Raw genomic sequence first — 22,056 nt, forward strand, 5'->3', positions numbered from 1 at the left:
CCACCCCGGACAAATACTTCTTCCTGTGCTGTAATATCAGTAGACATCTCCGAAAATCTCCAAATGCCCTCTATCGCTACTTTTGGAATCTCTAGCACTCCTGTGACGGCTTCTCCAAAAGTAANGAATAAAGTATTGCTGCGAATATCTGGGCTGGGTTTTTGGGTTTTGTTGGTGGTAACGGAATTTTTAATGGTTTTCATGGGTGCTTTCCTATTTATATGTGGGTTGAACTTTGCTGGTGTAATTTATTAATTGCTTTTTCCACAGGGGAAGAATTGATAGCTGGCTCTTGGTGTCGTAGAATTTTAGTTAATTGGCTTGAGATTAGAGTCAGCTATCGTAGTTTATTAACGTCTGACTACTGTGCGCCTGCTATGCGGGCTGCTCCACCGCGTACAAACACTTCTTCTTGGGCTGTAATATCAGTGAATAAAGCATTGTTGCGAATATCTTTGCTGGTTTTGTCGGTTTTGTTGGTGGTAGCGGAATTTTTAATGGTTTTCATGGGTGCTTTTCTATTGAGGTAGAAGTGTACTGGTTTTTGTATAATCTCAACATAACCCTTTAAAAACCCCCTGTAAATTCGTAAATTTACTAAACTTTTTTTTAGGATTAATACATTACAAAATCTTCATATTAGGGCGAAATGGGTCAAAAAAAAGTCCGAAAGCCTTGATAATAATAGAATTGACCAAGATCCGTAATTATGCTGAGAAACCCCAACCCTGATTATCTTCCCATCCATCATCTTGATGAATTTTTACCCCCTGTCAGTGGTTGGACAATTTTTGGGGGCTTAATTTTTAGTAGGAACAGTTGCGATCGCTTTAATAATATCTGCCTTTACTCCCTTACCCGTGACCGTCAAAGCGATCGCAATAGTGCGCCCCAATGGAGTAGTTTACTATATGTTATAACTGATCCTAATAATTATTTATTTCGCTATAAAAATCCTAAACATGGCTCAGGCAATTCGTCAAACTACTTTTGTTCAGTCTGATGGCACAATCACTATTAAAACTCCCCAATTTCCCCAAGGAGCAAAGGTTGAGGTAATTATTATTTTAGAAGATAACTCTCAAACTTGGTCAGCCGAAACTTTAGCTATGGAAAGATTGCCACAGTTAGAAAATCCTAGCCAATTGATAACTATAATAGAAGCCAACTCAGAAATTGATGAAGATGAATTAAAACAGTGGGTTAATAATGGGCAAAGCTAAAAATTCTTATCTTATGCAAATGGTTAAAATAATAGAATTGACCAAGATCCGTAATTATGCTGAGAAACCCCAACCCTGATTATCTTCCCATCCATCAAGAGGATGAATTTTTGCCCCCTGTCAGTGGTTGGACAATTTTTGGGGGTTTATTTTTAGTAGGAACAGTCGCGATCGCTTTAACAATATCCGCTTTTACCCCCTTACCCGTGACAGTAAAAGCGATCGCAATAGTGCGCCCCAATGGAGAGGTAAAATTAGTACAAGCACCCACCGAGGGGACTATTACCAAAATTGAAGTTAAAGAAAATCAAACAGTAACTCAAGGACAAGCATTAGTCACCCTAGATGCTTCTCGCTTGAACACTCGTGAAGCTCAACTTCAAGGAAATGAGCGACAAAATTTACAACAATTACAACAAATTTCAGAACAATTAAACAACTTAAATCTACAAATAGATGCAGAAACCGAAAAAATGAATCGAGCTATTTCTGGCGCAAAGGCTGATTATTTGCGGATGGAAAAAGAACATCAAGAACGGGGTTTAACCGTAGAAGCTCAAGTCAATGAAGCCAGAGCAAATCTGCAAATGGCAGAAGAAGACTGGCAAAAATCTAAAAGCGATCTTAAAGCCGCAGAAGCATCTTTACGCGGCAGTGAATCAGCCTTAAAAATAGCTCAACAAAAAAGCGATCGCTATCAACAAGTTGGAGAATCTGCTTTAGGCAAAAATCGATTAGAAGAAGCTCAATTTGCTGTTGAACAACAACAGGAATTAATTGCAGAAAAGCAAGCATTATTACAAAGTCAAAAACAATCTGTTATCCGCCAATTAAAAGCCGTAGAATCAGCAAAAGCCAAGTTACAAGCAACCTTAGCTATGGTCAATCCCAGTGATGGATTGGTGATCATGGCGCAAGAAAAAATAGCTCAGGAAAAAGCGACAGGAGAAGCTATTTTAGCTCGTTTAAGTCAAGAAAAAAATAATTTATTACAGCGTCAAAGTGAACTAGAAAAACAATTAAGTAGTGATCAGCAAGAGTCATTACAAGTGCAAAAAGAAATTAACAAAACAATTGTTTCTGCACCGATATCAGGAGTAATTCTCAAATTAAATTTGCGGAATCTTAATCAAACCGTTCGTGTCGGGGAAGAAATAGCCCAAATTGCCCCTAGTAATACTCCTCTAGTCATTAAAGCCAAGGTTGCTACAGGGGATATTGGCAAAGTTAAAATCGGGCAAAAATCACAAATGCGGGTGAGTGCTTATCCTTACCCAGATTATGGAATTTTAGCCGGAAAAGTAATCGAGATTTCTCCTGATGCGATTATTCCCCAAAATACAGGTGCTAATTCTATTCTTCCTTATTATGAAGTTACCATTAAACCCGATAAAATTTATTTAAAAGATGATCCGAAGAATACTTTGCAGCCCGGTATGGAAATTCAGGCGGATATTATTGCTAAAAATGAAACCGTGTTAACCTTTATTTTACGCAAAGCGAGGTTATTGACTGATTTATAAAGTCATAGCAGCGTTAAAGATTACAATCTACAAGTCTCGATGCCAGAGAAGAGATACCCCTCCACCCCCCACTTCCAACGCCCCATAACCATCTACCCCACCATAAAAACGGGAGGTGTCCCCTTGGAGTTCTCAGATCGAATTTAAGATCTTGATAATGTAACCAATTTCCAGAAACACGCCAACCGACTTGATCACCAAATGCTTGCCAAATTTTGCTATCATAATTCCGGGTTCCTCCCAGAGTTTGGTAGATCTCCTTTTGTACTGAAAAGCCGAAGCGTCCATTGCTATATTTTAACCACAGTTGATCAAGGGTGCGTAAATCCTCACAGGGAAAATTATCAATATCTTCTTCCTCTAACCATCCTTCCTCTGTTCTGCCCATCACTTCACACATTTTATGAGCCGTTTCTTCGTCAGCTTCTTTCCAATTTTTGGCTTTTAAAAGTTGTTCTAAATGATAATAATTAATTCCTCTAGCTGACTTTAATTCTATATCTGGTTCTGCTACCCGTTGTAATATCGGTTGTGATATCGGTTTGGCTTTTAAGGGTAGATGATTTAAGACGTCTTGAGCCGTTTGAAAGCGGTTATCCGTTGCCTGTTGTAAGAGTTTATCTAATACCTGACCCAAAGAATCATGGACGGGAACTGTTAAATAATCTCGCCATACCCATCTGCCTTTAAAAACATCAAATAAATCAAAGGCTTCAACATTGGTTAATAAATGAACACAAGTTACTCCTAAACTATACAAATCACTGGCAAAAGTCGGTTTTCCCAACGCTTGTTCTGGGGCGATATATCCTGAAGAACCGATAACAGTTCCTGTTACTGATAACGGCGTGCGGGTAATCGCTTTGGAAACTCCAAAATCGACTAAAAATAATTTATGCTCCCCCTGTCTTTTAATAATATTTTCCGGTTTAATATCTTGATGAATACAATTATGTTTATGAATAAATCCTACAAGGGGTAATAAATGCGCTAACAAATTCATGATTTTAGTTTCTGAAAATGCTCCATGTCGCGCTAAGTTTTGGGCTAAGTTTTGTCCGGCAATATATTCTTGAACTAAATATTGATGATGATCTTGAATAAAATAATCTAATAATTCAGGAATTTGCTGATGTTTTCCTAAGTGCTTTAATCGAATTGCTTCTTGTTTAAAGAGTTCCTCAGATTTTTCTTGAGCATTCGGGTCTTGAACTTGCGAAAAAGATTGTTTGATTACACAATAGGGTTGAGAGGGTTTTTCTGTATCAAATGCTTGAAACGTTAGATCAAAACTCCCTTGTCCTAATATTTTTAAAGCAAAATATCGTTCTTGTAACACTAATTTAGAACCGCACTTTTGACAAAAAATTGTAGTGTTGGGATTAGGTTGTAAGCAATTGGGATTAAGACAGTGACTCATAGTTAAGTCTGGGGATAAGGAGCTCCTGACTTCATTCTAGCAGTCAATGGTTTTGCTGGTATCAAGAAATTCAAGAAACCGGGTTTCTGCAATAGCAAAAGCTATTAACAGTCAGGGCAATTAACAAACCCGGTTTGTGATCTAATATCTATCCTAAAACTGTAATATTGGGATCATCCGCAATAAAGTTAGCTGCGGTGAGTTGAACCGGGGTTATCCCTTGTACCAATCCATAATAGGTGGTTCCTGATTGAATGGCTGTAGAGGGTAGTGCTGTACTTCCATCAACTTGTACGGTAACAGCCGTTAATGTCAGTTGGGCAAAGGTTATCCCGGCGGGTAACATAATTTTATCGGTTCCCGTGAGAAAATCAGTGATTAAATCAGCTTGATTTAAGCTGGTTGCAGCGACGGACGCTCCGGGTAACACGAAGATATCCGCATCTGCCCCTCCGGTGAGTTTATCTTGATCTGCATCGCCAATCAAGTAATCTGTACCTGCACCACCATCTAAGACGTCTGCACCTTTGCCCCCTCGGACAATATCATTTCCCACACCTCCCAATACGGTGTCATTGTCCAAGTTACCATTGAGTAAGTCATCTCCCTCTTGACCATCGAGGTTATCCGACCCTTTTCCACCGCGAATGGCTGTGCGAATGGTATTGGCTGGAATGGTTACAGTGCGATCGCCATCATTCCCGCCACCGGCTAAAATAATATCAGCCCCTAAATTGCCATTAATATTGTCGGCTGATGCGCTTCCTACAACGAAATCATTTCCATTCAAGGCTTGAATATAAAGGTTAGCAGCCGTTGCGGGGACAAAAACATTATCGGAGGCGTTAGTAAACACATAGGATGTAATTCCTTGGTCAACAAACACGGTATTCCCACCCCCTGGTGCTGGAACATCTGGCCCAGGATCACTCACAGAGGCCGTTGGTGTTGTCCAGGTAACATTAGAGGTTGGAGGGGGTGCAGTATTGGGAATATTGGCGTTGAGAATATCTTCCCCTTTCAGATTAACAACATTTTCAATAAACCCAATTCCTGCGGTTTTTGCTGTTGTATCGGCATAAAAATCAACAATTAATAAATCTTGAGTCAAATCAATTTTGCCATCAATATTTAAGTCAATAGCTAGGTTTTTTCCTTGTCGTTCTAAACCATAACCGGTTGTACTCGGCCCCGAAAGTAACAGGGTGACACCCGGAATAAAAAGACTGTCTGCACTGCCTCCAGTATCTTGAATTTGAGTGCCATTTCCTGTCGTTGTAACGGTGTAGAAATCATCGCCTAAACCCCCTTGCAGGGTATCTTTCCCCCCGGCTCCAACTAAATTATCACTGGCAGCCCCCCCAATTAAAATATTATCGCCTCCGGCTCCTGTTAAATCATTAGGAATACCTGGAGCACCAATAATATTTTCAATCGGCCCAGTAATATTATCAGTAGCAATGGCAACAAAAGCAGCATCTAAAACTTCACCTTTTGTTGTTAAATTAGCTGTAATTCGAGCCGCTCCCGCCGGAGAAGTGGGGGTAACGTTTAAATAGGAAAGGGTATCATTCCCATCTCCCCCATCAAGATTATTCGTACCTAAACCGCCAACAAAAATATCATTTCCTTCACCACCAATGGCGTTATCATCTCCCTCTCCTAAATCGATATAATCGTTTCCTTTTCCACCATCAGCAATATCGTTCCCTTTACCACCGAGGATAGTATCATCTCCTAAACCCCCAATGGCGTTATCATTTCCATCTCCTAGGGTAATACTATCGTTCCCATCTCCACCATTAATGGGATTATCATCTCCGGCTCCGGCATCAATGGTATCATTTCCGGCTCCACCATCGGCTTTATCAGCCCCATTCAATAACAAGATGGTATCATTTCCGGCTAAATCAGATTCTTGAACCATAATCAGGGGATTCAGAATTTGACCATCTTTAGTGATGCTAACCAATGGGAAAGCACCAATTTGAAGAACGTCGCCTAAATCTGTTCCTTGAAAAGTAGCCATTTATTTTTACTCTCTTTTTTTGTAGAAAATGCAAAATCTAACTCAAACCTAATTAAAATATCCTTAACTGTCAAGCGAATTCAGGACTTTAATTATAAAATGAGTCTGATAAGATTTAAACAATGAAAACCAGTAAAAGGGAAGAAATCGAGAGGATTATTACAGAGCTAGGGAGAAAATAGTTGCCCGAATCAAGTTTAAAAAACAGCTGATTTTGAAAAATAGATTCTATCCTGCTAATCAACTTGAATAAATTGATGAGTTAACCCCCCAGGGAATACATGAGCAATAAATCCCAGCAATTGATTAGACTGAGCCACAGTAATTAAAGTTCCAGGGGTTCCACTGAGAATAGTAGAAGTGAGAATAATATTAGTTTGACTCAACCCATCCGTTAAACCAATTTGATCTTCACCGACAATAAAATCTGTAATAATATCGACAGTATTAATATTGTTCACCGCCGCACTCACCGGAAGAATAAAAATATCATTTCCTGAATTTCCCGTTAGCAAATCTTGTCCTAGGTCGCCACTTAACACATCATTCCCTTCGCCACCTATCAATTTATCATTCCCCTGTCCTCCGAATAGAAAATCATTCCCGCCTTGACTCTGGAGAAGATCATTCCCTTGTAATCCTTGCAAAGTATCATTTCCCTCTTTTCCCGTTAACACATCATGACCCGATGTCCCCGATAATAATTCTCCACTGGAAGTTACTAAAGGTGGAATCATCAGTGTTGTCGAGTCAAAATAGGCATCTCCCAAAATCGGATTAACGATGATAGGAGGTACAATAATCCCTTGAGTCACAGATTCCCGACTCGGTGGGTTTAATCCCCCAATATTGATAATCGCAGCGCCATTGTCATTAACAAAAAACACAGACATTTTTTAAGCTCAAGCAATCTTGAGAACTGTATTAGCTATAGGTTAGTATAAAATCATGTAAACCTAGATGGGTGCAAGGTGTATAGGAAATCCGTTCAACTGACTTTTAGAGATGAAGCAATTAGAATTTTACCGTTTATCCCAAACTATTGTTTAACGTTTGAGATGCAAAATAATAATTATACAAAAGATAGTTATTCCTCTGGGTTATAGTCCCCGATTTCACGGAGGAATCAATTCCCTAGAATTGCGTTTCCTCTGTTGAGTAACCTCATGTTTGTTTCCCCTTTTTCCTGAAGTCTTATGAAACTGTTAATTAGTAATGATGATGGGGTTTTTGCCCAAGGAATCCGTAGTTTAGCCAATGGTTTAGCCCAAATTGGTCATGAAGTGACGGTGGTTTGTCCTGATCAGGAACGATCGGCAACAGGTCATGGTTTAACGTTACATCATCCGATTCGGGTTGAACAGGTCAAGGATATTTTTGCACCTTCTGTGACCGCTTGGGCTTGTTCGGGAACTCCCGCCGACTCGGTGAAAGTGGGACTATTTGGTATTTTAGAGAGCCCTCCCGATTTGGTGTTAGCGGGAATTAATCATGGGCCTAATGTCGCAACAGATATTCTTTACTCAGGTACCGTTTCGGCAGCGATGGAAGGGTTAATTCAGGGTATTCCCAGTATAGCTTTTAGTTTAGGAAGTTATACTTCACGCGAGTTTCAAGGAGCCGTTGAATTTGCTCAAACGTTAATTCAAGCTTTAGAAAAAAATCCTTTACCAGAACCAATGTTACTTAATGTTAATGTTCCGGGTGTTTCATCCCAAGAGATTCAAGGAGTGATGATTACTCGTCAAGGGATTCGTCGTTATGTGGATATTTTGGAAAAACGCCTTGACCCTAGAGGAAAAACCTATTATTGGCTTACCGGAGAATTAATGGAAGATGTGGAACTGTTAAATACACCCTCTGAATTCGATGAGTTTATCACTGATGTTCATGCCTTGCGTCAAGGTTTCATCACCATTACCCCATTGCAATATAATCTTACCCATGTTACAGAATTACAAAAATTACAAATTTGGTCAGAGACCTTACTGATTAATCGGTAAGAATTGGCAGCACTAGAAGACAGAAAATCACAGTCAAAAGCTAGAATATTCGAGGATTTTCCTGGTTTCTGAGAAGGGAAAATAGAGATGGGGATGCTGACTCCCGATGAGGTCAATCCTATCTATCCTTGATCTAAGCTAAGACTGAATGAGCACCCAGAAGTGGTTGAGCGATGCTAACCTCTTGCTGGAGAAGTTCTTCTCTACAAATGTTAACGTTTCTCAACGATACACTCTCTCTCCTTAGAGGTAGACTAGAAGTAATAGAAAGCAGAAACACATCCTACTGCCCAAGCTGTTGCAATTTTCTCCAGTTTCAATGAACCCTTAGTTTTCTACGTTTGAGTCCAGTTGTTATGAACGCAGATACCTTTAATGCTCATTCTGTTACTTGCCCCATTTGCCATCATACTAGCATTTTGCCCTCAGTAGGAATGTTAGGTGGACTCTTTACCTGTCCTCACTGCCATACCCATTTTGTGATGAGCAGAAGTGGTCATTATGTCAGAGATCCCTTTTGTCTTCAGCAGTGTGCGGTTGCCCAAATGCTGCGACGGCAAAGTCATCCTTTTGCCCGGATTCGACGGGATTTAAGTTTAACAAAAGGATTACCCCTTTTAGCGGTGATTAGCAGTCTTTTATTTCTCGGAATAGTTGTTACGATTAACGAAAAAGTTACCTTAAATAATCAAACCCTTGATTCTCAAGTCGAATCTTCCCCTAAATCTTCTTTATCTGATCCTTATTAATAATTTCAATCACAAAACTTAATTCTATTCTTGTAAACTCAAAACCTTTTAATTTGGGTTGACGATTAACAATTCATTGTCAACCGTCAACCTCAATTAAAAACTAATCGTTAAATAACCGTTTTGGAATTTAGCCCCGGTAACAGGTTTTCCAGTTAAGGCAGGGGGGAGGAAGATATTTCGCCGTTGATCTCCGGCTTCTATCGTGACTTCTGGGCCGTATTGTGTGAGCTTGACTTGTTTTTTATCAAAACTGGGTAAGAACAAGCTCACCTTGCGCTCATTCACATCAATATTAATCGGTTTGGGAGCTCGTTGCGCCTGGGTGAAATCGGGTAAAGCGTCGATGATGGGTTGCCAGTTTGGACTGTGAGATTGGGGAATCAGACTCACGACTAAGGGATCAAAGGCTTCTGTAATTGATCCGGTGAGTAAGCTTTGATTTAACAGTACCCCCCCAACGGTTAACCCCACCTGTTGAGCACTTCCCCATAAATATCGGGCTGTTGCGATCGCAACTTCATCTTGGGTCGTCACTAAATAAGCCGCCACTCGGTTGGGATCAGATACCGCCGCTTTCCCTTGATCCAAGATATTATTCATTTCTTGAGTCGGTTGAGCAAAGGTATCCCCAGAAATATCAATATTGAGAATACTACTGGCGATGGGTTGCACAAAAGGAGATAAGGTTTTGCCTAAGTCTGACTCCATAAACACATTCCGAAAACGGCGAAGATACCAGCTTAAAATTTCTGGCATTCCCAACATTCTCAGGGTGTCTTGACTGGCTAACCCGTCATAAATGATCACATCATAATCGCCACTTCCGTCATATTCCCGAATTGCATTTAAAGCTAGGGCACTGTCCATCCCCGGTAAAACCCCCAATTCCTGACCATAAACGTTCCTAAAAAAGGGAGTCCGAACATATTGGCTTTCTAGCTTTTTAATCTCTTCCCAACTGCGTTCGAGTAATACTGCACTTTTCAGTTGAACGGCTTTTAAGTTCGTCGTGATCGGTGTTGGATCACAACCGACTTCCGTTTCTAGCAACAGGTGACAGGCGGGACTATTATCTTGTTCGACGAACAACACTCGCTGACCACTGGCTGCCAATTGTTTAGCCGCAGCGATCGCCAATATTGTCCGACCTGTACCACCTTTGCCCAAAAATGTTAATGTCAGGGCCATTTATGATTTCCTAATCTCGCTCAGGGAAACTTGATCATGGGATCGCCCTTGATCCTATCGCAAGTTTTTTGAAAATTAACTAGACCAAACGACGGATAGATGACAAAAGCTTTAAGAGGATGATCTACAACAGCCTAATGCTACAGGATGCAGATCATCCCCTGAGAATTATTCTGTCCCGCAGTGGGGGGCAGATCAGCGAGAAACTTCTAGCTCATCTTCAAAGAACCAGGTTGATGTTTTGTTATCGAGTTGAACAATAAAACCGACTCCACTCCCGTCAACCATTTTAAATTCTTTGACGGTTCCAAAGGGATTTTGCTTTAACTGATCGACAACATCATTAGGGACTCGCTCTCTGATTCGGCGAACCTTGACTCTTTGACCAATTTCGATTGACACGTCCGGTGTTCTCCTTGGGGTATTAACCAATTCATTGACTCTAATATGAGTTTACCTGATTTAAGAAGACAGTCCATTAACAATCAAGATCCTCTGGGGAATCCACTCAGACATGATAGTATTTCTTAATTCTTCCTGTTCTTCGATGATTTGATCCTGGGGGTCTCCCATTTGGATTTCCTCGATTCACGCTTAGATGTTATGAAAAACAAAAATACATTTGCGATCGCCTTCACCTTTTGTCTATTTTGGACACAGGCGATGCTGACACCCCAGACCTTTGCTCAACGCAGTCGGATCGCTACTGCGACTATTTTACTTTTTTTTACCTTTTTATCGGCTGAGTCCTGGGCTTTTCCCCTGGCTCAAACCCCTCCTATATCCGAATCTTCTGTACAGGAACAAGATATTCAAGATTTAGTTGAAACTCAAGTTGATAATACGTTTCGTCGTCATCTATCATTATTAAGTTTGGTTTTACTGTTGTTACTTCTTTTGAATACCATTGCTGCCTGTGGGGTGTGGTTTTTGTTGAAAAAATTAGCCCAACAAACAGCATCCGCAGAACAAGAGATTGAAAGTTTAAAAGTGGATACCCTCACGGAAATGGAGCGGGTTCTAACGGAAGCCAGACAAATTTTATATCAATTGCAACATAAAAATGATTTAGCCCATGAAACATTACAAACTCTAACCACTCAAACTCCCTTACCTGTGATTGAAGCAGTCTGGGTTGAACAGCCTCAAAATACGGGAGTTCCGACTAAGATTCAAACTGAATCTTTACCTGAAAGTAATGGAATTTCTATTCCATCTCAAACTGAGATTTCAACCCATCCTGCGACGGAAATTTTAATCCCGGTTCAGTTTTCTTCTTCCCCAGAATCAGAAAATAATCAAACCTTTACTATTGATAAAGTTGCTCCTCAATCTTCAGTCATATCTCAACCGGAAACACTAGCTTTAGAAGGGAAAGCTTGCCCCGCAGAATCTCTTGTTTCTACCAGTGAGGAACAACTCAAACAAGCGGTTTTTATGGCTAAACAAGGAGATAAGTTATTTTTAGAGGGTCATTTAGAAACAGCAATTCAACATTATGATGAAGCCTTAAAACTTAAACCTGATTTAGCTGAGGTTTGGAATAATCGAGGTGTTGCTTTAACCCGATTACAACGGTATCATGAAGCGATTGTATCTTATGAAAGGGCTATTCAATTACGAGGTCATTATGCCGATGCGTGGAATAATCGTGGGGTAGCTTTAGGAAAGCTCAATCATTATGATGCCGCAATTTTATCCTATCAACGAGCAATTGAATTAAAACAAAATTATATGGATGCGTGGAATAATTGTGGCTTTGCTTTAGCTAAAGTTAAAAAGTATGATGAAGCTATTTCTTCCTATAATCAAGCGGCAAAAATTCGTCCTGATTTTTATCGAATTTGGTATAATAAAGCTCGTTGTTATGCTCTTCAAGGAAAAGTTGAGTTGGCCCTGGAAAATTTAAAACGAGCAATTCGGTTAAATCCTGATGTTTGTAAAAAATTGGTTAAACGGGAAACAGATTTTGATCTCATTCGACAGGATGAAAAATTCCAACAGTTAAATTTTGACTCTTAATTATTGAATTTCCATGAATATATTCCAAGTTTTTCTTAGTTTTTTCTCTTCTTATTTAAGCTTGTTTTCTGTTTATTTTTGTGATTTTAAATCTCATGAATTTAGACCTTTAATAGAGAAAAGTTTTACCTTAAAAGCCTCTCAACTTAGCGATCGCATTTTTATCCGAGAGTTAATTGAAAATGAAGTTTCTCGAAGTCTCAGACGGGTTAATCCTTTATTAACAGCTTGGATTTTATTGGCTGTTCTTGTTCCCACTGCTAGTGTTTTTAGCATTTTAATTTTATTTTTTAAAGTCACCCAAGACAGTCGCAGATGTTCTCAACAGTTAGATGCGTTAAAAGATGATTTTATCCCTGACTTTTATGCTCGTATTGCGGAAGCTCAGGATATTGTTTATGATCTTCAAGATTCTTTTCAAGTCACCGAAGCAACCCTCCAAGGAATTCAAGATAAATTAGACTCCCTTTCAACTCAAGATGATGATTTAGAAGAATATACCCTAGAAGATGATAAACACAGACTCAGAAATCGACGAGTTACCCCCTCTAAAAGTTAATATTCTATAAACTCTAATGATTGTATGACTAACTGATAATGCGGATACTTGATAACTGATTATTCCACAGGCTCAATACCAGCAGCGCGAAGTTGGGCGATTAATTTCTCAGCCCGTTGACGCTCCTGATCAGCCCGTTGACGTTCTTCCTCAACTCGTTCAGCGCCCCACAATAGTAAATTTCCCTGCTCATCCCACCAACGCAGCCAATAGCCTTGACGGTTTTGGCGGTTTCCTTCCCATACCCCCAAAAACAACTGCATTTCCGGTATCCAAAACCAGCCTTGTTCATTAGCAGACTCCAGCCGATAGCGTTGGTTATCCCCGAAACGGTAGAGTTCTAAAATTCCGGTTTTGAGGTCAAAAATTCCATAATTGGGTACTTTCAAAACCTGTTCATAGAAGAAGAATTTCCCTGGGGGATAGGTTTCTTTAACGGAATATTCTCCTCCGTCAGTATCGGATAAAAACTCTAACACTAGGGCTGGAATATTCCCCTGTAAATGGGGGGTATAACTGCGAAAAACTTCTTCTCGACTAACCGTAATGGGGTGAATATAAGCCCAATCTGGAGCTTTTATCGCTAATTTACCATTAATCGTAGCACAAATCCCATAGTTAGTGGGAGTAAGGGCGGTTTCTGGTAGTTTTCCGGCAAGTTGTAAACCTTCAGTTAAGGCGGCAGCAAGGGCGGGTTGATTAATATTATCCACAGGGTCATCGGGTAGCACAAAATCATCCGGCAACTTTTCCCAAGTAATCGTGTAGGTGGGGGAGGTAGCTAACATGATTATCCGTGCAAGGGTAGTGAATTTTTATTATTATTATATCAATTAACTGCTTAACTGTCAATAAATTCCGGCTCTCCTATACTTATGGTTATAAGTAAGGCTTATATAAAAAGACAAGCTAGTAGCTTTTGGCGCATCATCTCAAAATTTTTGAAGCCATAGCTTTGACGAAGAATTAATTTGATCCGGTTGTTTAATCCCTCCATAACTCCACTGGTTGTTCGATTAATAAAATAATGGCAAATATCGGGAAGATGGTGTTTAAGAGTTTGGGCGGTTTTTCCAAAAACAATAAGAGCCGAATTGAGCCATTTCTTTAATCTTCTCATTCCCATAAGAACCGTTGTACTGCTTTCATAAATATCTCGGAGTTCCTCTTTTAATTCATAAGCGATACTCAAACAGGGGGAGGCCTTTAACAACAGTTTCAGATCCCTTCTCTCTTCGGGGGTTAAATCGACATAATTTTTCAGCAGTAAGCACCGATTTTTTAAGCCTTTTAGTTCTAATTTAAGTCGAAGTTGATTCAGAGAACTGTTGACTAACTTCATCACATGAAATCGGTCAATGACAATTAAAGCATTAGGAAAAACTTCCCGAATCACTTTTTTAAATCCTCCCCACATATCCACAGAAACCTCTTTGACCTTGGCTCTCATTATAACGAATGGTGTAATTCCTCCTTTTCTCTACAAATTCTAAGGGTTCTGTTGGATATTTTTTACATCCAGCACAATAAAATTGGCGACGGGGTAGATGCAGATAAACTCCCTGCCCACAAATAGATAGATCTCGGATTAACATCGAGCGAGTTTGATGAATATGAGCGGTATAATTTTGACAATGTGGACAAGTAATCCCCTCGTTTAATAAGTCTAATTTAAGAACAATAAAACCTTCTTGTTCTTGACAAGTGAACACCGTAATATTCGGGAGGTCGAAGNAAATAAAGTATTGCTGCGAATATCTGCGCTGGGTTTTTGGGTTTTGTTGTTGGTGGTAACGGAATTTTTAATGGTTTTCATGGGTGCTTTCCTATTTATATGTGGGTTGAACTTTGCTGGTGTAATTTATTAATTGCTTTTTCCACAGGGGGAGAATTGATAGCTGGCTCTTGGTGTCGTAGAATTTTAGTTAATTGGCTTGAGATTAGAGTCAGCTATCGTAGTTTATTAACGTCTGACTACTGTGCGCCTGCTATGCGGGCTGCTCCACCGCGTACAAACACTTCTTCTTGGGCTGTAATATCAGTGAATAAAGCATTGTTGCGAATATCTTTGCTGGTTTTGTCGGTTTTGTTGGTGGTAGCGGAATTTTTAATGGTTTTCATGGGTGCTTTTCTATTGAGGTAGAAGTGTACTGGTTTTTGTATAATCTCAACATAACCCTTTAAAAACCCCCTGTAAATTCGTAAATTTACTAAACTTTTTTTTAGGATTAATACATTACAAAATCTTCATATTAGGGCGAAATGGGTCAAAAAAAAGTCCGAAAGCCTTGATAATAATAGAATTGACCAAGATCCGTAATTATGCTGAGAAACCCCAACCCTGATTATCTTCCCATCCATCATCTTGATGAATTTTTACCCCCTGTCAGTGGTTGGACAATTTTTGGGGGCTTAATTTTTAGTAGGAACAGTTGCGATCGCTTTAATAATATCTGCCTTTACTCCCTTACCCGTGACCGTCAAAGCGATCGCAATAGTGCGCCCCAATGGAGTAGTTTACTATATGTTATAACTGATCCTAATAATTATTTATTTCGCTATAAAAATCCTAAACATGGCTCAGGCAATTCGTCAAACTACTTTTGTTCAGTCTGATGGCACAATCACTATTAAAACTCCCCAATTTCCCCAAGGANGGGTAAGCAAGAGTTCCTGGCTCTGAGAGAACTGTGTAGATTGAGTAAAAACCTTTACAATGTAGGACTTTACTCGGTTAGACAGTTCTATTTTTCTGAGCAGAGATACTTGAGATATGAATCGAACTACCATCAATGCAAAGAGAATGAGAATTACAAACTTCTCAATACCGACATTGCACAGCAAACGCTGAAGGTGGTAGATCGGTCGTTCCGTTCTTTTTTTAACTTGATTAAAGCAGCAAAGCAAGGGTTGTATCGGTTTGAGCAAATTCGTTTGCCCAAATACCTTCCAAAAGAAGGTTACTTTCCGTTGATTATGCCACGCATTAAGGTAAAAAACGGAGGGTTTGAAGTCCCTATGTCTAACGCATTTAGAAAGGAATTCGGTTCTATCCGTCTTCCATTTCCTGAGCGATTGAACGGAAAGATATTAGACATCTCCGAAAATCTCCAAATGCCCTCTATCGCTACTTTTGGAATCTCTAGCACTCCTGTGACGGCTTCTCCAAAAGTAACGGATTCATAGGCTTTTTCAGTCACATTAATAATAACTAATGAATTTTATCTCTGATATACAATTATTTCTCAAAAGAATTCTGGGCAATTCTTAGATGGTAATACAATCGCTCCTATTCGCCATCTTATTAATCCACATACTGTCAAGATTACTGCTTCATAATTTTGCCTCTTTAACCGAAATCTTTCTGAAGCAACTCGATAAATTTTTATCAGTCTTATTAAATGTTCAACTACAATCCTTTGTTGGGCTTTTAACCGATTTTCTTCTCGCTTTTCCGCCGACATCTCTTGATTCCTCGGTTTCTTATACGGTGTATTAATTGCTGTTTCTCCTACATAAGCTTTATCCCCTCTGTATTTTTGATTATTCCCCAATTCCTGGCTTCTTTCTCTCCACAATTTCAGATCACTTGTTGCTCCGGTATAACCCACAGCTACATCCACTATTTCTTTTCCATTTGGCATGACAATGACTTGATTTTTAAAGGTATGTGTCTTTTTCTTTCCTGAGTAATATTTTTTCTGCTCTTCATTGTCTGTTGGTCTTTCCCTGGGCTGTTCATAGCTATCTACTACTAACTCAAATTCCACCAGAATTTTTTCTACCCACTCCCAATCACTCTCGTTTTTTTTTACTTGCTCTAGCAAACTCGCTGGTAGTAATTCTCTCAAGATTTTTATCCAGTTATGGAAAATATCATTCGCTGTTGATTCACTGACTTCAAACTGTAACCCTAACATTTGAAATGTCGGCATTTGATGCAGATAAATTAGAGTCAGTAAGATTTGTTCCTCCACAGATAATTTCTGCCGACGACCCCCACCTGCTTTAATCAACCTGATTTTAGTTTTTTCTTTTTCCTGTCGTTTTTCTTCTTCTAATAACTCCGCAGCTTGAATGAGTTCTATCATCTGTTCATATTCCATCCCTAATAGCCTTTTTGCTTGCTGGGGATTCTTGTCCAGATAGTCTCTTAATTTACTCATCTCTAATCCGGGGTAAAATTTAATTTTATCATCTTTTTACCCCTCCTTTTTTCTATTTTGGAGATGTCTATTGTTCTCAACAAGGGCATTTGATTAATGCTGATTGTAATGGCGCTGCCAATATCGGAAAGAAAAGTAGCCACAATGGTTTTGCCGGAGTGGGTAGGGGTTGTTTGACTCAGCCTTTAAGAGTGAAAATCTCTTAAGAATCCCCGTCTCTTCAGAGCGGGGAGTGTCAACAGGTATTGATCCTTTAAATTTGACACTTCTGTTATTAAGTTATAGAGAATTTAGGTGGGCATAGCCCACCCTACGTTTAGATATATTTTTTCAAGAATAGTTCTAACTGTTGGAGTCGGTCTGGAGGAATTTGATTTAGGGGGGTTAAGATGGCATATTTTAACGCTGAATGAGCTTCAGAAGGTGGTAAATGATCCTTTAATCTTCGCACGGTTTCTTGAATGACTGTTTGAGCATTAACCGCATTTTTATGTAAATTTTGAATCACCATTTCTACGGTGACATGATCATGATCGGGATGCCAACAATCATAATCGGTAACTAAAGCTAAAGTAGTATAAGCAATTTCTGCTTCTCTGGCTAATTTGGCTTCCGTTAAATTCGTCATCCCAATAATGCTGCCCCCCCAACTGCGATATAAATTAGATTCAGCTTTTGTAGAAAAGGCTGGCCCCTCCATGCAGACATAGGTTCCTGATAAATGATAATCAATATCGGGTAAATTTAAACTCGTGATCGCTTGTCCCAAAATTTTTGAGAGTTGAGAACAAAAGGGATGACCGAAGCCGATATGAGCCACAACCCCTTCACCAAAAAATGTAGAATTTCGTTGATAAGTTCGATCAATAAATTGATCAGGAACGACTAAATCTAAGGGTTTAACCTCTTCTTTTAAAGACCCCACAGCCGAAGCGGAAATAATATACTCAACGCCTAAACTTTTAAGCGCGTAAATATTAGCACGATAAGGTAATTCTGTCGGTAAAAAATTATGGTTTCGTCCATGTCGAGCTAAAAATGCGACTCGCATTCCTTCTAAGGTTCCCACTAAAATCGCATCGGAAGGATGACCAAACGGAGTATCGAGGTGTAGTTCCTCCACATCGGTGAATGCCTCCATCTTATATAATCCACTTCCCCCAATAATCCCAATTTTAACCTCACTCATTTTGTTCGTTTCCTTGACGAAGTTGTACTTAGGTATTGTACCGAAAATGGAGCATCATTTACTCAGGAAAGAGAAGGATTTTGTTGACGGAGTTAAACATCTCTTGTCAGATGTCCCCCTTATTCGTTAAGCTATTAATCAGTCATCAGTCATCAGTCATCAGTTATCAGTGAAAGAAGTTAAATTAAGACTTGACTAATTAATGATCACTGTCAACGATTTCATAACTGGTAACTGATCACTATTTACTGATAACTGATATTAGTCATCTTCTCCAACACAAAGCATGAATTGGAACTCCATTCAACAACAGACTCGTTTTTGGTCTATGGGTGTCAAACGATTAAAATCTTTCACCCGTTCCCTTCACAATCACATTCAACGATTTAGACTCGGAAAAATTACCCGTTTTCAACGCTATTTCGCTTTCTCCGTCTGTTGTGTTTTTCTGGGATTAACCTTAATTCAATTTCCGGTACTTTCCACTTCGGTTAATATCGCTACATTGAGACAGGAACAATCGGATAATTTATTAGCTCAGGGAATCGTTAATTCAACCAGTGCTATTTATCATCAACGAGAATTTCGTGGGGTTTGGGTCGCGACCGTTGCCAATATTGATTGGCCGTCTAAATCTAATTTATCCGTTGATCAACAAAAATTTGAACTCATTGCCATCTTAAATCGAATGCAAGAATTAAACTTAAATGCGTTAATTCTGCAAGTTCGTCCCAATGGTGATGCGTTGTATAGTTCCAGTATAGAACCTTGGAGTGCGTGGTTAACCGGATCTCAAGGAACTCCCCCAAATCCCTATTATGATCCGCTACAATTTGCCATTGAAGAAGCTCATAAACGCAATATTGAATTACACGCTTGGTTTAATCCCTATCGCGCAAGATTAAGAGGAAATGCTCCCTTTGCGCCGAATCACATGGCTTCAAAATTTCCTCAATATGCCTATCAATATGGGGATTTAGTTTGGATGGAACCCGGTGCGCGGGAAGTTCAAGATCAAACCTTTAATGTAATTATGGATGTGGTACAACGGTATGATGTTGATGGCATCCATTTAGATGATTATTTCTATCCCTATCCTAAAGATGGTATTCCATTTCCTGATAGTCAAATCTATAATGCCTATCGTGCTGCTGGCGGAACGTTAGGGTTAGGAGATTGGCGACGTCAAAATGTTAATTTGATGATTAAACGCATTCATGATGGCATTAAAGCGACAAAACCTTATGTCAAATTTGGTATTAGTCCCTTTGGAATTTATCGCCCTGGAGCAGCACCCGGAACGGTAGGATTAGATCAATATGATTCTCTCTACGCTGATGTAAAATTATGGATAGAACAAGGATGGATGGATTATTTATCCCCTCAACTGTATTGGAAAATTGATCCGCCTCAACAAAGTTATCCAGTGTTATTAGATTGGTGGTTACAACATAATCCCCAGCGGCGCCATGTTTATACCGGAAATGCTCTGTATCGAATTGACAACGAATGGCCTATATCTGAACTGCAACGACAGGTGGCGATTTCTCGACAAAGATCTCCCCAATTATCTTTAGGAAATATCTTTTTTAGTATGAAGTTTTTCCGCGATAATCGTCAAGGCATTAATGAGGTTTTTAAAAGTGCGATTTATCCCACCCCAGCCTTAGTTCCCCCCATGCCTTGGTTGGATAATCAACCTCCTGAAACTCCCAGTGGTATTCAAGTGAATTCGGGGATGATTTCTTGGATGCCTTCTGCTGAAAACGATATCCGCTCTTGGGCAATTTATCAACAATTTTCTAACGGTTGGCAGTTAGTTAAAGTTGTGGATAAAAATACAACTTCTGTTCGAGTTAACCCTGGAAGTTATGCCATTCGTGCGGTAGATAGAATGGGGAATGAAAGCGTTGAACAGGTTGTTTCTGTGTCTTAATTCATCCGATATTAAACACAGCTTTGAACCCTAAATTGTAGGGGCGAGGTCGCCTCGCCCTAACACTGAGATAGAAATAGGGTATAGGGTAAATCATTGGTTTGATACTGACTTTATCGAGAATCTGTAGAAATAAGATAAGTTTTTATAATTAAAATTTGATAATTGTTCCGTTTTTTAAAAGATTGTCAGGAAATCCTCAAATTAGATTGAGAATTTCTCTCAAGTAGTTGACGAGATTATAGGGGTTCTGGTAGACTATAAAAAACACCACCCAAGGAGTTATTGTGTCTATAGGCAAAAATAGAGGCTGCAACCCTTATTCAACCGTCAAATATCCAGATTTTCTGACTCAATTTATGTCTGGCGATGCACGAGTTTTTTGGAAAATACCTTAAGCAGCTTAGGGGTATCTTGACAAAATCATCATTTTATGATCAAGGCTTAAATTAAAGATTAATCATCCTCCAGTTGTAGCAACTGTTCATCCAGAGTTCGCAGACGTCCTCGGACAATGGTTTCTGATAAAATCCGCTTTCGCAAAGCTTCATTGAGAACCCCTTTTTCCGCCAAGATTAAACGGCGACGAATGGCATCCAATTTACTCATATAATCGCCCGTAGAATGCTCCAACTCCCCAGAACGACGATTATAAAATTCTCGCAAAGACTTTTCTGCTCCGGCTACTTTCACCTGATAGCGTGACCGCATTTCTTCATAAACCGATTTGGGCAAAATTCCCGACTTTAATAACCCTTCTAATTCATCCTGTGCAGCCTTCGCCGTAATTAATTCAGCTTGCCATTGTTCCATCTGCTCTTGAGTTGGGGAAACCGTCGATAACTTTAGACGTTTAACAACCCAAGGTAAACTTAAACCCTGCCCTACTAACGACACCAGCACACTTCCAAAAACCAGTGTAATCAGAATATCCCGTCCTGGGAGTGTCGGGGGTAGACTTAACGCCAACGCCATAGAAAGTGAGCCTTTAATATTGCCAAAAAATAGTAAATGTTGCCAACGCAGGGGAATGGGACGGTCAAACCAACGAATTCCCGCTAATAGGGGATAAACCGTCAAAACTCGCCCGACTTGATACGCTAAAACAGCGAGTAAAACCGCAGGTAAAGTTTGCCAAAACGTTAATAAATTGATCTCTACCCCAATTAATAGAAAAATAAAGGTATTTACCGTAAAACTAGCGTATTCCCAGAAACTCAATAACGTGATGCGACTGGAAGCGGTGGTTTGGCGTGAAAGTCCTAGATTTCCGAAAATTAATCCCGCCACCACCACCGCCACCGCACCAGATACGCCTAGAAATTGTCCCGCCTGAAACGTTCCTAATGCTACTGCTACCGTTAGTAATAAACTACTGAGAGGATCATCTAAACGGGCAAATACAGGTATGCTTAAATAACCTAAAACTAACCCAACTATACTTCCTCCAATGGCGATAAATAGCAATTGCTGGATGCCTTCTTGAAACGTGAGTGAACCCGTTGAATAAACTTGGGAAATCAGATTGAAGGAAACCAACGCCGCCGCATCATTAAACAGGGTTTCTCCTTCGACAATTGTAGAGAGTCGAGAGGGTACGGGGATTTCTTTAAATACCGCAATCATAGAAACCGTATCCGTATTTGCCAGAATTATCCCCATAAATGCAGCAGGTATCCAACCTAATCCCAACCCAAATTTTAACAGAACCGCGATAATTACACTCGAAAGAATAGCTCCTGGGCCAGCTAAAAGGGCAATGGGTTTAAAGGTACTACGGAGACGACTGACATCGGTATTAATCCCGGCATCAAAGATGAGAATCGGTAAAAATAGATTTAAAACCAGGGACGGGTCTAAACCAATGGGACGAGACATTAATTCTGTAAAGGGTAAACCCGCTAAAACTAAACCTGTAACGTAAGGAATCCCTACCCGGCGCGATAATAAAGCTACAATCGTCGCAACCAGTAGGAGAATAATTGAAATCCTGACTAATTCGGTAACATCCACTCTCGATACTGGTAATAAGTTTTTGTATTATGG

Annotated in this window: 22 protein-coding genes; 9 read left to right on the forward strand and 13 right to left on the reverse strand. The window is 39.7% G+C overall.

Going from position 1 to position 22,056, the window contains the following annotated elements; translation table 11 throughout:
• Nucleotides 1-361 precede the first annotated feature (361 nt).
• Nucleotides 362-508, reverse strand: a complete 147-nt coding sequence (locus tag PL9214_RS31465; RefSeq protein ID WP_186440424.1) for a hypothetical protein — start codon at nt 506-508, stop codon at nt 362-364.
• 454 nt (nt 509-962) lie between these two features.
• Here PL9214_RS31465 and PL9214_RS20385 point away from each other — a divergent pair, with 454 nt between their 5' ends.
• A complete protein-coding gene (locus tag PL9214_RS20385; protein ID WP_072720596.1) occupies nt 963-1,223 on the forward strand; it encodes a hypothetical protein in 261 nt (86 codons plus the stop codon).
• A 56-nt stretch (nt 1,224-1,279) separates the two neighbouring features.
• A complete protein-coding gene (locus tag PL9214_RS20390) occupies nt 1,280-2,746 on the forward strand; it encodes a beta-barrel domain-containing protein (RefSeq protein ID WP_139295123.1) in 1,467 nt (488 codons plus the stop codon).
• Between the two features lie 13 nt (nt 2,747-2,759).
• Here the strand turns inward: PL9214_RS20390 and PL9214_RS20395 are convergent, their stop codons facing one another.
• From PL9214_RS20395 to PL9214_RS20405, 3 genes are all read right to left on the reverse strand, one after another.
• Nucleotides 2,760-4,166, reverse strand: coding sequence for a GUN4 domain-containing protein (locus PL9214_RS20395; protein WP_072720598.1), 1,407 nt, complete (start codon nt 4,164-4,166; stop codon nt 2,760-2,762).
• A 148-nt stretch (nt 4,167-4,314) separates the two neighbouring features.
• Complete coding sequence (locus PL9214_RS20400; RefSeq protein ID WP_072720599.1) at nt 4,315-6,195, reverse strand: calcium-binding protein; 1,881 nt, start codon at nt 6,193-6,195, stop codon at nt 4,315-4,317.
• Nucleotides 6,196-6,431: 236 nt separating this feature from the next.
• Nucleotides 6,432-7,088 carry a calcium-binding protein gene (locus PL9214_RS20405; RefSeq protein WP_072720600.1) on the reverse strand — a complete coding sequence of 219 codons (657 nt, stop codon included), beginning with the start codon at nt 7,086-7,088 and terminating at the stop codon, nt 6,432-6,434.
• 303 nt (nt 7,089-7,391) lie between these two features.
• Here PL9214_RS20405 and surE point away from each other — a divergent pair, with 303 nt between their 5' ends.
• Together surE and PL9214_RS20415 are read left to right on the forward strand one after the other, a co-directional pair.
• On the forward strand, nt 7,392-8,198 hold the full coding sequence (gene surE / locus PL9214_RS20410) for a 5'/3'-nucleotidase SurE (protein ID WP_072720601.1): 807 nt from the start codon (nt 7,392-7,394) through the stop codon (nt 8,196-8,198).
• A 356-nt stretch (nt 8,199-8,554) separates the two neighbouring features.
• The gene (locus PL9214_RS20415) at nt 8,555-8,947 is read left to right on the forward strand and encodes a hypothetical protein (protein ID WP_072720602.1); all 393 of its coding nucleotides are present in this window, start codon (nt 8,555-8,557) and stop codon (nt 8,945-8,947) included.
• A gap of 96 nt (nt 8,948-9,043) precedes the next feature.
• Here PL9214_RS20415 and PL9214_RS20420 read toward each other — a convergent pair whose 3' ends face one another.
• Together PL9214_RS20420 and petP are read right to left on the reverse strand one after the other, a co-directional pair.
• Entirely contained in the window at nt 9,044-10,138 is a 1,095-nt protein-coding gene (locus PL9214_RS20420) for a Get3/ArsA fold putative tail anchor-mediating ATPase NosAFP (protein ID WP_072720603.1), read from the reverse strand.
• Between the two features lie 195 nt (nt 10,139-10,333).
• Complete coding sequence (gene petP, locus PL9214_RS20425; RefSeq protein WP_072720604.1) at nt 10,334-10,540, reverse strand: cytochrome b6f subunit PetP; 207 nt, start codon at nt 10,538-10,540, stop codon at nt 10,334-10,336.
• Nucleotides 10,541-10,741: 201 nt separating this feature from the next.
• Here petP and PL9214_RS20430 point away from each other — a divergent pair, with 201 nt between their 5' ends.
• Both PL9214_RS20430 and PL9214_RS20435 read left to right on the forward strand, forming a co-directional pair.
• Nucleotides 10,742-12,160 (forward strand): tetratricopeptide repeat protein, encoded by a 1,419-nt coding sequence (locus PL9214_RS20430; RefSeq protein ID WP_245824319.1) that lies wholly within the window; start codon nt 10,742-10,744, stop codon nt 12,158-12,160.
• A 13-nt stretch (nt 12,161-12,173) separates the two neighbouring features.
• Nucleotides 12,174-12,719, forward strand: a complete 546-nt coding sequence (locus PL9214_RS20435; RefSeq protein ID WP_072720606.1) for a hypothetical protein — start codon at nt 12,174-12,176, stop codon at nt 12,717-12,719.
• A 59-nt stretch (nt 12,720-12,778) separates the two neighbouring features.
• Here PL9214_RS20435 and PL9214_RS20440 read toward each other — a convergent pair whose 3' ends face one another.
• From PL9214_RS20440 to PL9214_RS31470, 4 genes are all read right to left on the reverse strand, one after another.
• Nucleotides 12,779-13,507 (reverse strand): Uma2 family endonuclease, encoded by a 729-nt coding sequence (locus PL9214_RS20440; RefSeq protein ID WP_072720607.1) that lies wholly within the window; start codon nt 13,505-13,507, stop codon nt 12,779-12,781.
• A 104-nt stretch (nt 13,508-13,611) separates the two neighbouring features.
• Entirely contained in the window at nt 13,612-14,169 is a 558-nt protein-coding gene (locus PL9214_RS20445; RefSeq protein ID WP_439331533.1) for a transposase, read from the reverse strand.
• Nucleotides 14,120-14,431 (reverse strand): transposase family protein, encoded by a 312-nt coding sequence (locus PL9214_RS33280; RefSeq protein ID WP_437126718.1) that lies wholly within the window; start codon nt 14,429-14,431, stop codon nt 14,120-14,122. The genes PL9214_RS20445 and PL9214_RS33280 overlap by 50 nt, the downstream gene beginning before the upstream one ends.
• A gap of 262 nt (nt 14,432-14,693) precedes the next feature.
• Entirely contained in the window at nt 14,694-14,840 is a 147-nt protein-coding gene (locus PL9214_RS31470; RefSeq protein ID WP_186440424.1) for a hypothetical protein, read from the reverse strand.
• A 201-nt stretch (nt 14,841-15,041) separates the two neighbouring features.
• On the opposite strand from PL9214_RS31470, the gene PL9214_RS31475 reads away from it, so the two are divergent.
• Entirely contained in the window at nt 15,042-15,335 is a 294-nt protein-coding gene (locus PL9214_RS31475) for a hypothetical protein (RefSeq protein WP_186440425.1), read from the forward strand.
• A gap of 81 nt (nt 15,336-15,416) precedes the next feature.
• Entirely contained in the window at nt 15,417-15,905 is a 489-nt protein-coding gene (locus tag PL9214_RS20450) for a hypothetical protein (protein ID WP_222425262.1), read from the forward strand.
• A gap of 59 nt (nt 15,906-15,964) precedes the next feature.
• Here PL9214_RS20450 and PL9214_RS20455 read toward each other — a convergent pair whose 3' ends face one another.
• Both PL9214_RS20455 and PL9214_RS20460 read right to left on the reverse strand, forming a co-directional pair.
• Nucleotides 15,965-16,885 (reverse strand): IS5/IS1182 family transposase, encoded by a 921-nt coding sequence (locus PL9214_RS20455; protein WP_072717485.1) that lies wholly within the window; start codon nt 16,883-16,885, stop codon nt 15,965-15,967.
• 316 nt (nt 16,886-17,201) lie between these two features.
• Nucleotides 17,202-18,074 (reverse strand): S-methyl-5'-thioadenosine phosphorylase, encoded by an 873-nt coding sequence (locus PL9214_RS20460; RefSeq protein WP_072720608.1) that lies wholly within the window; start codon nt 18,072-18,074, stop codon nt 17,202-17,204.
• A gap of 286 nt (nt 18,075-18,360) precedes the next feature.
• Here PL9214_RS20460 and PL9214_RS20465 point away from each other — a divergent pair, with 286 nt between their 5' ends.
• The gene (locus tag PL9214_RS20465; RefSeq protein ID WP_083580107.1) at nt 18,361-20,010 is read left to right on the forward strand and encodes a glycoside hydrolase family 10-like protein; all 1,650 of its coding nucleotides are present in this window, start codon (nt 18,361-18,363) and stop codon (nt 20,008-20,010) included.
• A 456-nt stretch (nt 20,011-20,466) separates the two neighbouring features.
• On the opposite strand, the gene PL9214_RS20470 is transcribed toward PL9214_RS20465, so the two are convergent.
• The gene (locus PL9214_RS20470; protein WP_072720609.1) at nt 20,467-22,023 is read right to left on the reverse strand and encodes a cation:proton antiporter; all 1,557 of its coding nucleotides are present in this window, start codon (nt 22,021-22,023) and stop codon (nt 20,467-20,469) included.
• Nucleotides 22,024-22,056 lie beyond the last annotated feature (33 nt).

The organism is Planktothrix tepida PCC 9214, assembly GCF_900009145.1.
Taxonomy (GTDB): Bacteria; Cyanobacteriota; Cyanobacteriia; order Cyanobacteriales; family Microcoleaceae; genus Planktothrix; species Planktothrix tepida.

Excerpts from the sequence above, each read along its gene's own strand:
- PL9214_RS20400 (WP_072720599.1), bottom strand. The coding sequence starts at position 6,195 with ATGGCTACTTTTCAAGGAACAGATTTAGGCGACGTTCTTCAAATTGGT.
- PL9214_RS20440 (WP_072720607.1), bottom strand. The coding sequence starts at position 13,507 with ATGTTAGCTACCTCCCCCACCTACACGATTACTTGGGAAAAGTTGCCG.
- PL9214_RS20430 (WP_245824319.1), top strand. The coding sequence starts at position 10,742 with ATGAAAAACAAAAATACATTTGCGATCGCCTTCACCTTTTGTCTATTT.
- surE (WP_072720601.1), top strand. The coding sequence starts at position 7,392 with ATGAAACTGTTAATTAGTAATGATGATGGGGTTTTTGCCCAAGGAATC.
- PL9214_RS20460 (WP_072720608.1), bottom strand. The coding sequence starts at position 18,074 with ATGAGTGAGGTTAAAATTGGGATTATTGGGGGAAGTGGATTATATAAG.
- PL9214_RS20420 (WP_072720603.1), bottom strand. The coding sequence starts at position 10,138 with ATGGCCCTGACATTAACATTTTTGGGCAAAGGTGGTACAGGTCGGACA.
- PL9214_RS20390 (WP_139295123.1), top strand. The coding sequence starts at position 1,280 with ATGCTGAGAAACCCCAACCCTGATTATCTTCCCATCCATCAAGAGGAT.
- PL9214_RS20465 (WP_083580107.1), top strand. The coding sequence starts at position 18,361 with ATGAATTGGAACTCCATTCAACAACAGACTCGTTTTTGGTCTATGGGT.
- PL9214_RS20415 (WP_072720602.1), top strand. The coding sequence starts at position 8,555 with ATGAACGCAGATACCTTTAATGCTCATTCTGTTACTTGCCCCATTTGC.
- PL9214_RS31465 (WP_186440424.1), bottom strand. The coding sequence starts at position 508 with ATGAAAACCATTAAAAATTCCGCTACCACCAACAAAACCGACAAAACC.
- PL9214_RS20435 (WP_072720606.1), top strand. The coding sequence starts at position 12,174 with ATGAATATATTCCAAGTTTTTCTTAGTTTTTTCTCTTCTTATTTAAGC.
- PL9214_RS31470 (WP_186440424.1), bottom strand. The coding sequence starts at position 14,840 with ATGAAAACCATTAAAAATTCCGCTACCACCAACAAAACCGACAAAACC.
- PL9214_RS20395 (WP_072720598.1), bottom strand. The coding sequence starts at position 4,166 with ATGAGTCACTGTCTTAATCCCAATTGCTTACAACCTAATCCCAACACT.
- PL9214_RS20385 (WP_072720596.1), top strand. The coding sequence starts at position 963 with ATGGCTCAGGCAATTCGTCAAACTACTTTTGTTCAGTCTGATGGCACA.
- PL9214_RS31475 (WP_186440425.1), top strand. The coding sequence starts at position 15,042 with ATGCTGAGAAACCCCAACCCTGATTATCTTCCCATCCATCATCTTGAT.
- PL9214_RS20455 (WP_072717485.1), bottom strand. The coding sequence starts at position 16,885 with ATGAGTAAATTAAGAGACTATCTGGACAAGAATCCCCAGCAAGCAAAA.
- PL9214_RS20405 (WP_072720600.1), bottom strand. The coding sequence starts at position 7,088 with ATGTCTGTGTTTTTTGTTAATGACAATGGCGCTGCGATTATCAATATT.
- PL9214_RS20445 (WP_439331533.1), bottom strand. The coding sequence starts at position 14,169 with ATGAGAGCCAAGGTCAAAGAGGTTTCTGTGGATATGTGGGGAGGATTT.